This is a genomic window from Holtiella tumoricola, assembly GCF_027857615.1.
Classification (GTDB): domain Bacteria; phylum Bacillota; class Clostridia; order Lachnospirales; family Cellulosilyticaceae; genus Holtiella; species Holtiella tumoricola.
The window spans coordinates 1-13,058 of record NZ_JAQIFT010000027.1; the positions used below are offsets into that span (position 1 = coordinate 1).

12 protein-coding genes and 1 other annotated feature are annotated in these 13,058 nt (G+C 31.4%); of the genes, 9 read left to right on the forward strand and 3 right to left on the reverse strand.

Annotated features, from left to right (window positions below; genetic code table 11):
• Positions 1 to 351 precede the first annotated feature (351 nt).
• Both PBV87_RS06300 and PBV87_RS06305 read left to right on the forward strand, forming a co-directional pair.
• On the forward strand, positions 352 to 1,692 hold the full coding sequence (locus PBV87_RS06300) for an ABC transporter substrate-binding protein (protein WP_271011547.1): 1,341 nt from the start codon (positions 352 to 354) through the stop codon (positions 1,690 to 1,692).
• A gap of 202 nt (positions 1,693 to 1,894) precedes the next feature.
• Positions 1,895 to 2,704 carry an exodeoxyribonuclease X C-terminal domain-containing protein gene (locus PBV87_RS06305; protein WP_271011548.1) on the forward strand — a complete coding sequence of 270 codons (810 nt, stop codon included), beginning with the start codon at positions 1,895 to 1,897 and terminating at the stop codon, positions 2,702 to 2,704.
• Between the two features lie 15 nt (positions 2,705 to 2,719).
• Here PBV87_RS06305 and PBV87_RS06310 read toward each other — a convergent pair whose 3' ends face one another.
• Together PBV87_RS06310 and PBV87_RS06315 are read right to left on the reverse strand one after the other, a co-directional pair.
• Positions 2,720 to 3,742, reverse strand: coding sequence for an acyltransferase family protein (locus tag PBV87_RS06310; RefSeq protein ID WP_271011549.1), 1,023 nt, complete (start codon positions 3,740 to 3,742; stop codon positions 2,720 to 2,722).
• Positions 3,743 to 4,375: an SGNH/GDSL hydrolase family protein gene (locus PBV87_RS06315; protein ID WP_271011550.1), complete on the reverse strand. Its 633-nt coding sequence runs from the start codon at positions 4,373 to 4,375 to the stop codon at positions 3,743 to 3,745.
• A gap of 126 nt (positions 4,376 to 4,501) precedes the next feature.
• Positions 4,502 to 4,727 (forward strand) — a binding site (T-box leader).
• A gap of 89 nt (positions 4,728 to 4,816) precedes the next feature.
• Here PBV87_RS06315 and gltX point away from each other — a divergent pair.
• Positions 4,817 to 6,478, forward strand: a complete 1,662-nt coding sequence (gltX, locus tag PBV87_RS06320; RefSeq protein WP_271011551.1) for a glutamate--tRNA ligase — start codon at positions 4,817 to 4,819, stop codon at positions 6,476 to 6,478.
• An 80-nt stretch (positions 6,479 to 6,558) separates the two neighbouring features.
• Here the strand turns inward: gltX and PBV87_RS06325 are convergent, their stop codons facing one another.
• Positions 6,559 to 7,605 (reverse strand): phosphotransferase, encoded by a 1,047-nt coding sequence (locus PBV87_RS06325; RefSeq protein ID WP_271011552.1) that lies wholly within the window; start codon positions 7,603 to 7,605, stop codon positions 6,559 to 6,561.
• A 157-nt stretch (positions 7,606 to 7,762) separates the two neighbouring features.
• Between PBV87_RS06325 and PBV87_RS06330 the strand changes: the two genes are divergently transcribed.
• The 6 genes from PBV87_RS06330 (at position 7,763) to PBV87_RS06355 (ending at position 12,761) form a co-directional block, all read left to right on the forward strand.
• A complete protein-coding gene (locus tag PBV87_RS06330; protein ID WP_271011553.1) occupies positions 7,763 to 8,203 on the forward strand; it encodes a 2-thiouracil desulfurase family protein in 441 nt (146 codons plus the stop codon).
• 64 nt (positions 8,204 to 8,267) lie between these two features.
• On the forward strand, positions 8,268 to 9,815 hold the full coding sequence (locus tag PBV87_RS06335; RefSeq protein WP_053982834.1) for a catalase: 1,548 nt from the start codon (positions 8,268 to 8,270) through the stop codon (positions 9,813 to 9,815).
• Between the two features lie 130 nt (positions 9,816 to 9,945).
• A complete protein-coding gene (ybaK, locus tag PBV87_RS06340; RefSeq protein WP_271011554.1) occupies positions 9,946 to 10,425 on the forward strand; it encodes a Cys-tRNA(Pro) deacylase in 480 nt (159 codons plus the stop codon).
• 421 nt (positions 10,426 to 10,846) lie between these two features.
• Positions 10,847 to 11,224: a GntR family transcriptional regulator gene (locus PBV87_RS06345; RefSeq protein ID WP_053982836.1), complete on the forward strand. Its 378-nt coding sequence runs from the start codon at positions 10,847 to 10,849 to the stop codon at positions 11,222 to 11,224.
• Positions 11,224 to 12,084 (forward strand): ABC transporter ATP-binding protein, encoded by an 861-nt coding sequence (locus PBV87_RS06350; protein WP_271011555.1) that lies wholly within the window; start codon positions 11,224 to 11,226, stop codon positions 12,082 to 12,084. Before PBV87_RS06345 ends, PBV87_RS06350 begins: the two co-directional genes overlap by 1 nt.
• A complete protein-coding gene (locus PBV87_RS06355) occupies positions 12,081 to 12,761 on the forward strand; it encodes an ABC-2 transporter permease (RefSeq protein ID WP_271011556.1) in 681 nt (226 codons plus the stop codon). The genes PBV87_RS06350 and PBV87_RS06355 overlap by 4 nt, the downstream gene beginning before the upstream one ends.
• The last annotated feature ends 297 nt before the right edge of the window (positions 12,762 to 13,058 follow it).

Sequence of the window (13,058 nt, forward strand, 5' to 3'; positions counted from 1 at the left end):
ATAAGTCTCTTTATTTAATAAAGAGACTTATTTTATTATATTAACTGTAAAAAAGTAAAATAGAGTGCATAAAAATTAAGATAATGTCATAATGAAAGATCAATAAAATTAATGATTGATATATAAAAAATATCTAGATAATCAAAAATGAAGTGATAAATTATAGAGATATTAAACAAATATACCAAAAAAATAATACAAAAGACAAAATTATCTTATTACCAAATTTGTATAAAATGTTATAATCAATTTATAGCATAAATATATGAGAAGTGATCGATGAATAGGGCATAATTTAACCTACATAAAATCATCTATAAAAATTAAGTAAGTAAAAGGAGATGGATTTCAATGAAGAAATTTCAAAAAGTATTAGCATTAGGACTAGCAGCAACAATGCTTGGGGGAGTATTTGTAGGCTGTAATTCACAACCAGCGACTGAAAAACCAGCAGAAGAAAAGCCAGCAACTGAAAAACCAGCAGAAGAAAAACCAGCAGAGGAACCAGCTGCTCCTGCTTCAATTAGAGTTGTATCAATGTTTGGTGGTACAGATCCAAATGCAGTAACATTTGATAATTTAGTAGCAAAATATCAAGATGCTAATCCAAATGTTACAGTAGAAGTTGAATCAGCTACAGCTGATGAAACATGGAAATCAAATGTACTTACAGATTTTGCAGCAGGTAATGAACCAGATGTACTTCATTTCTTTACAGATGTTACATCAAAAACAATTGTAGAACAAGGTAAAGTTGTTCCAATTTCAGAAATTCAATCAGTATACCCAGATTATGCTTCAAACATTAACCCAGCTGCTTTAAAATCAGCTACATGTCCAGATGGTGTTCAATATGCTATCCCAACACATGGTTACTATGAAGGTATTTTTGTTAATACAGATTTATTTGAAGCTAACGGAGTAGATCTTCCAACAGATTGGGCTAAATTAGAAAATGCTATTACAGCATTTGCTAAAACAGATATCACACCTATTGCAGTAGCGTTAGGACATATTCCTCACTATTGGATTGAACATCTTATCTTAGCTGAAGGTGGTGTTCAAGACCATAGCAATAAAGATATCACAGCAGTTAAAGAATCATGGGTAAATGGTTTATCATACTTTAAAAAGTTCAATGACATGGGTGCATTCCCTGTTGATACAGCAACAACACAAAATGATCTTGTAGAAGCTCAATTCATTAATAAACAAGCTGCTATGTTCTTAGATGGTAGCTGGGCTGTAGGTAAATTTGGTGATACAGAAACAGTTGCCCTTCTTCCAATTCCAGGTACAGGAAATGGGAAATGTGATGGTAAACAACTTATTTCTGGATTCTCAAGTGGCTTCTATATTACAAAGAAAGCTTGGGATGATCCAGCAAAACGTGAGGCAGCAGTTAAATTTGTTCAATCTATGACAACAACAGAAGCTATTGGTGAAATGGTAACTGTAGCTGGTGGTGGTGCTCCAGCAGCTAATGTAGGTGATCTTAAAGGTTTATCATCACTTGGAGCTAAAGGTGCTGCTATGGCAGGTGAAGCAACAGCTGTAGATGGAGCTATTGATGGATGGCTTGCTAAACCAGCTTGGGAATACTTATTAAGTAAAGTTGCAGGTATTGCAGCAGGTACAGAAGACCCATCAGCAGTTGTTGATCAAATCATTACACTTAATAATGCGCAATAAACCATTTAACAATAAAAAGACATATGCTTAAAATAGCATATGTCTTTTTTTATATATAAGAAATATAAATGTTATATAATGGGGAAATAAGAAAAATTACATAAAGTGAATAAAAATGCTTAAACTAATAACGTCACTATATTTACCTTTTAATATTCATTAACTAAAATAAAACTTAGTTTTTATGCTAGGGGGAATGAAGATGGCAACACATATTATAGCCAATTCAACAAAAGATATAAGTTTAATAGATGAAATGGATGTTAGTTTGATTAAGCAAACTATGGATAAGATAGCAGTTTTTCAAGCTGTTGTGCAGCAGACCTTAAGAAGAGAACATGACTATGGTGTCATACCTGGAACTTTAAAACCAACATTGCTCAAACCCGGAGGAGAGAAGATTTGTATGATGTTAGGTGTAAACCCAGAATATGAGATGATGGATCATGTTCAAGATTATGAAAGAGGTTTTTTTGCGTATATTATTAGATGTACATTAAAAAAAGGTACAAAAAATGTAGCACAAGGATTAGGAAATTGTAATTCTTATGAAAAAAAATATAGGTGGATAAATAGTGACTACATTCCTGCAGGAATAGAATCGGAGAAAGTAAGACAATTTATAGACAAATATGGACGGCTCAAATACAAAATTCCTAACCCTGACCCTTGGGATCTTTCGAATACTATCTTAAAAATTGCCAAAAAAAGAGCTTTTATTGATGCTGTATTACAAGTAGCTTCATTGAGTGAAATATTTACACAAGACCTTGAAGAAATGCAAGATTTCATTAAACAAGAAGAATTGATAAGCGCGGAGCTGATGCCTCCAAAAGAAGCAGCAGCAATTAAGATTAACTTCGGGAAATATAAAAATAGGACGTTAAAAGAAATTTATAAAGAAGATCCTAAGTATTTTGAGTGGATAGCTCTTAATAGTAAAGATGAAATGATTAAAAAGGCTTGTGAAGTAATGAAGGAAGCAGCACAAATAAAAGAAGTGCAAGAATAAATCCTTGCACTTCTTTTATTTTGCACCGGTTGTAGAAGAACTCTCTGAATGAAGTACCAAGTTAATAATAGAATTAAGATATTTTTTAAAGTAAAGATCAGTTTTATCACGAGAAAGTAAATAAGTAATAGTAATAGAAGATAATAATGAAATAGCTAATTTAATCCATAAATAAGGCATAAAATGATTGATTGCAATAGGAATACATAATAGATAAGTATGAAGTATATAAATCGGCAATGTATTACTTCCAATTTTGCTAAAGAAGGTTGGCTTTGATGGCATTGTATTTGCAAGTACAAATACAAAAGAAAAACCAATAATATAAAGTAATAGACGACTAATAACTCCTAACCATAGAGGTACGGTATAAGATTCAAATGCATCACTACCATATAGAAATTCTATAGGAAATACTTTTGAATAACATATAAAAATTGCAAAAGATAAAGCAAGCAAAGTTATTGCAAAAGAGAAGAAGCGTGAAGGTCTCTTAAGTCTAAATAGCTTATCTTCTGTTGTTTTATAACCCACAAAGAAAAATGGGAAAAATACAAGTGTGCGGGATAAAGATAAAATACCATTAAACTCACTAAATAGGCCAGCACCTAAACCAACAACAAAGCTAATTGGTAAAATATATTTAATTTTAACTAGATCTTTTAAAAAAAGTCTCCAGAAGAACATACTCATTAAATACCAAAGTGCCCAACCAGGAGTTATAAATGAAAATTGGTTGATATCCCAAGTTGCAAGTGCTGCGATTAAATTCCAAATAATATTAAATAAAATAAATGGCATTAAGAAACTTTTAAAGGCTGTAGAACGTGCTTTATCTAGATTTTTTGAGAAATAGCCAGAAACAAATACAAAAGCGGGCATATGAAAGAGATAGATAAATGCATATAAAACTTGAGTAATGAAATATTCATCTTTAAAGAGTTCTAATGAATGTCCAAATACCACTAAAAATATAAGAAGTCCTTTTAAATTATCTAAGAGATAAACTCTCTCTGGATTAATAGATGTATTTTTCATTTAGCCTAAACTCCTTTTAAGCCATTCTTTAGCAATAAGCATATGACCTTCAGGTGTAGGGTGTACACCATCTACTGTAAAGTAATAGGCATCATGCTCAGGTGTAAGAGATGAAGTAAAAATTTCTTGTAGAGGAAGATAAAGTGTATTGTATTCTTTAGCTAACTTTTCTACTATTTGAATCTTAGGATTTAAATCTTCAAACCAAGTAAGTTGTGATTCAGTATGGGGGAGTAGAAAAGGCGAAAGTAGAATAATACGTAAATCAGGATTTTTATCTAAACTTGTATCTAATAGATAACGGTAATGTTCTTCAAATTTTTCAGGAGAGGTAGTAAGGTTAAAATCATAACGTCTCCAGGTATCATTAATTCCTGCAAGCAGTGAAAGAATATTTTTTTCAATACGTAAAGTATCTAGGCGCCATCTAAGTTTAAGGTCTATTGTACGATTCCCATAAATACCTTTATTAATACAAGTAATATGTAAATCTTGATGGTGAGTTTGTAAATAATGATAAATTAAATTTACATAACCTTGACCTAAATCTGAACGTTTTAGTTTGTTACGGCTACAATCGGTAATACTATCACCTTGAAATAAAATAATATCGTTTTCCTTTATGAATGCCATAGTTAATCTCCCTAGTCAGTATCTATTTAATTTTATTATAGGAAATAATTTAGTAATTGAATAGTCTTAAAATAATGAGCCTTTACAACAAAACCAATGATAGTTATAATGAACATATATTATATAGATAAGGCAAATAAAGAGAAAAGTATAAATAAGGAAGTATCAGAGACTTAGGGAGGGTGTGAACCTAGGATGGAATTATTTAGAAAGAAGCTCTTTAGCTATAAGCTGAAAATCTCAGACTTGAGGAGTAAGCTTATGGGGTAATTCCCTTAAAGATTAAGAGGTGGGTTAACCAAGGTGTTAACCAACTTAGGTGGTAACGCGGAAGGTGTCTTTCGTCCTAAGAAGATTAGGATGGAGGGCTTTTTTTATGCCTAAATACAGGATGAATCAATTTATAAATAACAAACATTAAAAAATGAAAGGAAGAAAAAAATGAGCTTAAATCAATTAGCAGACCTAATTTTCCCTGATATTCAAAAAACACCAGAAGACTACATTAATGCTTATCCAAAAAGAAATTTACCAGAAGGTGCACGTGTAACAAGATATGCACCAAGCCCAACAGGTTTCCAACACATTGGGGGTGTATTTGCTGCACTAGTTGCAGAAAGAACAGCTGTTCAAAGCGGTGGAGTATTTTATCTTCGTATTGAAGATACAGACCAAAAAAGAGAAGTAGAGGGTGCTATTTCTGATACTATACGTACAATGAATAAATATGGTATGAACTTTACAGAAGGTATGACAGGTGATGATACATCAATTGGTGAATATGGCCCATACAAACAAAGTGAAAGAGCTGAAATTTATAAAACTTTTGCGAAAGATCTTATTAAAAAAGGATTAGCATACCCATGTTTTGCAACACCAGAAGAACTAGAAGCACTTCGTGAAAAACAAACAGCTGAAAAAGTAACTCCAGGTTATTATGGTGAGTACGCAACATATAGAAATTTATCTCCAGAAGAAGCAATAGAAAAAATCAAAGCGGGTGAACAATATATTATTCGTCTTAAATCACCAGGGAACCCAGAAAAAAGAGTTGAATTCCATGATTTAATTAAGGGAGATACATCATTCCCAGAAAACAATCAAGATATTGTTATTATTAAAGGGGATGGACTTCCAACATATCATTTTGCCCATGCTATTGATGATGCTTTAATGCATACAACACATGTTACACGTGGAGAAGAATGGTTATCATCACTTCCAATTCACGTACAACTTTTTGAAGTACTTGGTTTTGAGAGACCAGAATATGGTCATATTCCAACAATCATGAAAATGGATGGAGACTCAAGACGTAAACTTTCTAAAAGAAAAGATGCAGAAAGTGCTGTAAGTTATTATGATGAAGAAGGTTATCCAACAGTATGTGTTATTGAATACCTTCTTAATATTATCAACTCCACATATGAAGAGTGGAGAGCAGAAAATCCAACTTTAGATTACCATGAGTTCCAAGTTTCATTAGATAAGATGAGTAAGAGTGGTGCATTATTTGATATTGTTAAATTAAATGATGTAAGCAAAGATGTTATTGCAAGAATGCCAGGAGAAAAAGTATATGAACTTTATACTGGATGGGCAAAAGAACACGATCAAGAAATGTATGAGCTTGTGACATCAAATGAAGCTATGTCAAAAGCTATCTTTAGTATTGATAAAGATGGACCAAAACCAAGAAAAGATTTTGCGAAGTGGATGGATGTTAAAGAAAAAATCACATACTTCTTTGATAACTACTTCTATGCTGAAACAGCAGAACAAGTAGAACTTCCAAAAGGTATGACTATTGATACTGCTAAAGAAATTATTGCAGCTTATAAAGATGCTTATAAACACAATGAAGAAAGTCAAGAATCATGGTTTGAAACACTTAAAAACTTTGCGCTTGAATTAGGCTATTGTGCAAATCGTAAAGAATATAAAGCTAATCCAGAGTCATACAAAGGTATGATATCTGATGTAGCAGGTGCAGTAAGAGCTGCTATTACACACAGAAGCAATACACCAGACCTTTACACAATTATGCAAATTTTAGGTGAGGAAAAAGTTCAAGAGAGATTTGAAAAGTTTCTTACTCTTTAATAAAAATTAAGATATAAAAAAGGTAGAACTAAGTAAAATTTAGTTCTACCTTTTTTATATGATGTAATAAAGAATAGTAGCTAATTAAAAAGCAAAGATGGAATTTCTAATAATGAAAAATGATCAGCTAAAGCTTCAGAAATATATGCAACATTTTCTTCTAGCCATTTTAAAGTCAGGGTTGACCAGTTAATATAATACTTTAAGTCTTTTTGAACGATGCTATCAGATGTATAATAAGTTGCAAAACAGTCATTAAGAGCTAAATAATACAAAAATAGATAAGGCATCATTTGAATGTCGTAAATATTTAAAGTACTAAATTGAAGGTAATCCTCTATATAATCAATGAGGTTAGAGATATCTAGACATCCAGATTGACACTTAGGATCAGCATAGGCATAGGAGCGAATTAATTCCCAACAAACAGGGTGTGTGCAACAAGATGTAAAATCTATCACAGCATTAATCTGAGATTCACCACATAGGATTTGTCTAATAGAATAGTCGCCATGAGTATTTTTATAAGTAAAAGAAGTAAAAGAAAGATCAAGTGTTTGTAACTTAGATAATAAATTTATACGATATTCAATTTCTTTGACATAAGTGTAATCTTGAGCATATTGAGCCAGTCTTATAGAATTTTGATATGAGGCAATAGAGCTGGGGATAGTATGAATTTCAAAGTAGTGAGGACCTATGCCACTAGGAAGTATGGAGATAGATTCAAGCGCTTTATGAATTTTAGCAAGTAAAGAAGCACTACTATGCAAAAACCAAGTAGGTGCAGTATGGAGAAGGAGAACTTTTCCCTTAATAAAAGTTTGTAAATGAAAGACATGACCTAAAAAATGTATAATATATTCATTAGTCATAGTTTTTATAAATGTAGAAACAGGAATATCAGCTTCTAATAAACAGTTATTAATAATAGGTTCTAAATAAGGATGATGTATGAAGTCTAAATTAACATCTTTTAAAAGATATTCACCAGTAGAAGTAACAATATGAAAGCACTCACAAGATGTTCTATCAAGAATGGGAATAATAGATTGAACAGTACCAATGTTATAGTGCTCTTCAATAAGGTTAACTAAATCTTGAGATGTAAGAGAATTTTGATCCATAATAAGAACCCCTTTTTAATAATTAATTTAAATATTACTATTCTATACTCTAGAATAAATTATATCACTAAAAATTTGAAATAGAATGTAAAAATCAAATACAATAATAGAAAGATTTATAAATTATTAATTTCCAGGGAAATACAGGAGGGATTCAATGTATATTGTGAGTGCGTGTTTAGCAGGTATTAAATGTAGATATGATGGTAAAGAGAATACTAGTGAAAAGATATTAAAGTTAGTTGAACAAGGTAAAGCCATGGTGGTATGCCCAGAAGTATTAGGAGGATTAGATATTCCAAGAAAACCTTGTGAGATTAGAAGAGACGAAAATGGATTAGAGTATGTAATTAATATAGAAGAGAAAGATTGTACAGAAGCATTTAGATTAGGGGCACAAAAGACCTTAGAAATTGCAAAAATAGTAGGGGCAGAGGTTGCTATATTAAAAGCAAAAAGTCCGTCATGTGGATGTGGAAAAATATATGATGGTAATTTTAATGGTGTTCTTATTCAGGGAGATGGTTTAACTGCAAAGCTATTAAAAGAAAATAATATTACGGTATATACAGAGGAAGATATAAAGATACAGGTATAAAGACATAGTGTACGGGCTGCTTTTCATACTATTTAAGGTGATAGTATAACAAGGAGGAAGTAAGGTGGAAAACGAAAAAAATAGAGTTAATCAACTTACTACAGAAGTAGCTACTCCGGTCAGTAATGATCAAGCATCACTTACAACAGGCAAAAAGGTAGGTTATACTCTTTTTGCAGATTCCTATTTGAATGAAAAGTTAGCACATTTTAACAGAGAACGTATACCAGAGAGAGTTGTACATGCCAAGGGAATGGGTGCACATGGATATTTTGAAGTCACAAACGACTTATCAAGGTATACAATGGCAAAGTTTTTAAATAAAGTAGGGAAACGTACACCTATGTTTGCAAGGTTTTCTACTGTTGGAGGAGAAAAGGGTTCAGCAGATACAGCTAGGGATCCTAGAGGATTTGCGTTGAAGTTTTATACAGAGGATGGAAACTATGATTTAGTAGGAAATAATACACCAGTATTCTTTGTAAGAGACGCAATTAAGTTTCCTGATTTTATTCATACTCAAAAGAGAAATCCTCAGACAAATTTAAAAGATGCAAATATGTTTTGGGATTTTCTTTCTTTAACGCCTGAATCCTTACATCAGGTGATGAGATTATTTTCTAATTTAGGAACACCAAAAAGTCCAAGATTTATGGATGGATTCGGAAGTCATACATTTATGTGGTATAACGAAGATAAAGAATATGTATGGGTAAAATATCACTTTAAGACAGATCAAGGAATACAAAATTTTACAGGGGCAGAAGCAGAACAGATGGCAGGTTTAGATCCTGATTATTCAACTAAGGATTTATTTAATGCAATAGAAAGAGGCGAATATCCTTCTTGGAGTGTCTATGTACAAATTATGACACCAGAAGAAGCTGCTAACTATCCAGTTAATCCATTTGATGTAACGAGAACTTGGTATGAGAAGGATCATCCACTCATTCCTTTAGGTAAAATGGTACTTAATCGCAATCCTATTAACTTTTTTGAAGAAGTAGAGGAAGCAGCATTTTGTCCTCAAGCTTTTGTGCCAGGTATATGGGCTTCACCGGATAAACTTCTTCAAGGCAGGTTATTAGCTTATCAAGACGCGCAAAGATATAGATTAGGCGTTAATAATAGGCAAATTCCAGTTAATCAGCCAAAGTATTCTACAATCTATACAACTCAAAGAGATGGATTTATGCAGGTAAATGGAAATATGGGTAATGCGCCTAATTATTATCCAACTACATTTGCAAATGTAAAGGTAGCTCCCGAAGATGCACAACCACCTATTCCAGTTAATGGTGTTATTGAAAGACATACAATAGAAACAGATGAAGGTGATTTTATACAACCAGGAGAGTTCTATAGAGATTATCTAGATGAAGATGGCAAGAGTCATTTAATTTATAATGTGTTTAATAGTCTTAAAAATGCAGATCAAAGCATTCAATATAGGCAGACAGCATTATTTTATAAATGTGATAAGGTGTTAGGTGAGTTAATTGGACAGTTTTTAGGACTAGATGAAGATAAGGTTATTCAACTAGCGAATATGTCACAAGAAGAGCGTGTTAAGAAAACAATGCCACAACCAATACCATATACAACTAAATAAAAACTATAATAGAGGAATCTGTCTTAACACAAATTCCTCTATTATATGTTGAATACCTTTAAAATAAAATTTAAAAAGATATGATATAATTATAAATAATAAATACCATTAGATGAGAGGGATGGAGCAAATGGCATCAGCTATCAAGACAAATGTAATTAGAATATTAGATAAAGAGAAGATTCCTTATACTTGTAGTACTTATGAAGTAAAAGATGGGAAAATCGATGGTGTAGCTGTAGCACATAAGATTGGTATAGATGAAGAGACTGTTTTTAAAACACTTTTAGTACAAGGTAAATCTAAAACATGTTATGTATGTGTAATTCCTGTTGCTAAAGAATTAGATTTTAAAAAGATTAGTACCTTAACAGGAGAAAAAAATATAGATATGTTACCAGTTAATGAGCTTCAAAAGACTACAGGATATATAAGAGGAGGATGTTCTCCTATTGGAATGAAAAAAGCACTTAAAACATATATAGATAAAACAGCAATGAATCTAGAGGAAATAACATTTAGTGCAGGTAAAATTGGGGTTCAAGTAACACTTAAGCCAGAGCATCTAAAAACATTAATACAAGTAGAATTTGAAGCATTAACACATTAAAAAAAATTTAATAAGCTATGCATAAAAAAATAAAGCTAGGACAAACTACTATTGTAAAACCAATCATGAATGTAGGAGGAAAGTACAATGAAAAGTTCTACTAACCAAAGCATTCACAATTCTGAGGCTTTAGCAGATAATTCTGCAGGAGATGAGCCACCAGAGAGATAACCCTTCTATTTAAATTACCTAAAGTAAATTTAGGTAGAAGGCAGGTTTTATAATCCAAAAGAAGCTTACTTAACCATTACTTAGGTATGGATTTAGGTAAGCTTTTTTTTATGTGTAAAAATATTTAGAAGAGAATTGACTTTAATAGCACATAAGTGTATTATGTGTATATATTATATATATACAGTTATAAACAGTTATAAACAGTTTGGCTTGATAAGAAGATTAAAAATTAGGAAGAGGATATTAGATGGATATTATTATTAGCAATCAGAGCATTGTACCACTCTACTCGCAAATTATGGAACAGATAAAACAACTTATTATTACTGGTGTGTTGAATCAAGGGGAGATGATACCATCTATAAGAGGTCTAGCAAAAGAATTAAAGGTAAGTATTATTACAGTTAAGCGTGCATATGAAGAGTTAGAAGCAGATGGATTTATAGAAACATTGCCGGGAAAAGGGACTTTTGTTGCAATAGTCAACTTGGAAATATTAAGAGAAGCAAAAATAAGTGAAATAGAAGAAAAACTTAGTGAGGTTATTGAAAGTGCAAAAAATATAGGACTGTCAAAGAAAGAATTAAAAGAGCGTATTGATCTGATGTATGAGGAGGAAATGTAATGAATGTAATAGAAATAGAAGGTCTAAAAAAACAACTTGGTAACTTTACTTTAGATATTCCTAACCTAGTTATAAAAGAAGGATATATTACAGGATTTATTGGTCAAAATGGGGCAGGTAAGACTACTACATTAAGGCTGATTATGGGACTTTTGATACCGGATAAAGGAGAAATTAAAGTATTTGGCCAATCTAGTAGTCAAAAAGGAGAGGCTATACGTAATCAAATAGGATATGTAGGTGAACCTACTGGATATTTTAGTGAAGCGACTGTAGAACAAACTAGAAAAATGATTGCACCTTTTTATACATCTTGGGACAATGATTTATTTAATAAATATATAAATTTATTTGCTCTAGATAGGAGCAAGAAGATTAAAGAGTTATCACAAGGACAAGGTAAGCAGTTTGCATTAATTATGGCATTAGCCCATAGACCAAAACTTATTCTTTTAGATGAGCCTACAGCGAATCTTGATCCTGTTGTAAGACATCAAATTTTAGATCTATTAATGGAGCATATGCAACATGAAGAAGTATCAACATTCTATTCAACTCATATTACAAGTGATTTAGATAAGGCAAGTGATTACATTATTATGTTACAAAAGGGCAAAGTGGTTATGTATGAAGATAAAGAACAGATAGATGATAAATACTATATTGTAAAAGGATCAAAAGGCCTTTTAGAAAAAGGAATACAAAATGAATTAATAGGTATAGATCAAAATAAATTTGGCTTTCAGGCTTTAACAACAAAAAAACAAATGTTAGAAAATAAATTTGGTAAAGACCTTATATTTGAAAAGGCAACATTAGAAGATATGATGGTTTATATAGAAAGAGGGAATAGATCATGAACCATGTAATTTTATTAATGAAGAAAGAATGGATGTATCTATTTAAATGCTTAAAGTCTACATGGATTATTAGTTTATTATTTATGACAATATTTTGTGTGCTTTCACCACAAATGTATTTAATTGCTTCTATTATAGTTCCTTATTTCTTAATATATGGAGTTATGGCACATGAAGAAAATAGTCATAGCAATGCTTTAAACTATACACTTCCCGTATCTAGAAAAGAAGTAGTACTAAGTAAATACTTATTAGGCCTCATTTACTCATTAGTAGTAGGTGTAGTTGTAACAATAGTAGTTAATCTAGGGATAAATATGCAAAAAAGTTATATAGAAGTATTTCAAACAATAGGAAAAATGAATGTATTTATAACCTTAGTTGGATCTTCACTTCTTTATATAGCTTTAATTATTCCTATCATCTTAAAGTTTGGATGTATCAAGATGCGTATGGTAATGCTACTTATTTATGCTTTATTGTTTGGAGTTAGTTCAGTAGCAATGAATATAATTAAAGAGGCAATGAATATTCCTATAGAAATGAAAGATACACTAACAACAATAAAAATTAGTCCTAGCGTAGGAATAGGTATTTTAGGAATTATATTGATAGGGTATGTAGTATCTTATTTTATCAGTAGACGTATTATGGAGACAAAGCAAATAGTAGAATAGATAAAAGGGGCTATATTAATAATACAGCCCCTTTTATCTATTCTACTATTGAACTTATAATAAAAAGAGAAACCATACTAATAAAGTAAGAAAATAGTGAAGGGGTAAGGCCTAATATCGAAAAATGAAGTTTTTTTAAAAAAGGGGTTGACTTATGTAGATATATAATGCATAATAAATCAAGTCAGCAGCGCACAGGCGCCACTGAGAAAAGGCTGTAGGCCTTGATGAATAAAGAAAAATGAACTTTGAAAATAAAATAGTAACCATTAAACCAGTCGATTCATAAAGTCACAT

Bases quoted from the DNA above. Each gene is read 5' to 3' on its own strand.
- PBV87_RS06300 (WP_271011547.1), top strand. From the start codon at position 352: ATGAAGAAATTTCAAAAAGTATTAGCATTAGGACTAGCAGCAACAATG.
- PBV87_RS06305 (WP_271011548.1), top strand. From the start codon at position 1,895: ATGGCAACACATATTATAGCCAATTCAACAAAAGATATAAGTTTAATA.
- PBV87_RS06310 (WP_271011549.1), bottom strand. From the start codon at position 3,742: ATGAAAAATACATCTATTAATCCAGAGAGAGTTTATCTCTTAGATAAT.
- PBV87_RS06315 (WP_271011550.1), bottom strand. From the start codon at position 4,375: ATGGCATTCATAAAGGAAAACGATATTATTTTATTTCAAGGTGATAGT.
- gltX (WP_271011551.1), top strand. From the start codon at position 4,817: ATGAGCTTAAATCAATTAGCAGACCTAATTTTCCCTGATATTCAAAAA.
- PBV87_RS06325 (WP_271011552.1), bottom strand. From the start codon at position 7,605: ATGGATCAAAATTCTCTTACATCTCAAGATTTAGTTAACCTTATTGAA.
- PBV87_RS06330 (WP_271011553.1), top strand. From the start codon at position 7,763: ATGTATATTGTGAGTGCGTGTTTAGCAGGTATTAAATGTAGATATGAT.
- ybaK (WP_271011554.1), top strand. From the start codon at position 9,946: ATGGCATCAGCTATCAAGACAAATGTAATTAGAATATTAGATAAAGAG.
- PBV87_RS06345 (WP_053982836.1), top strand. From the start codon at position 10,847: ATGGATATTATTATTAGCAATCAGAGCATTGTACCACTCTACTCGCAA.
- PBV87_RS06350 (WP_271011555.1), top strand. From the start codon at position 11,224: ATGAATGTAATAGAAATAGAAGGTCTAAAAAAACAACTTGGTAACTTT.
- PBV87_RS06355 (WP_271011556.1), top strand. From the start codon at position 12,081: ATGAACCATGTAATTTTATTAATGAAGAAAGAATGGATGTATCTATTT.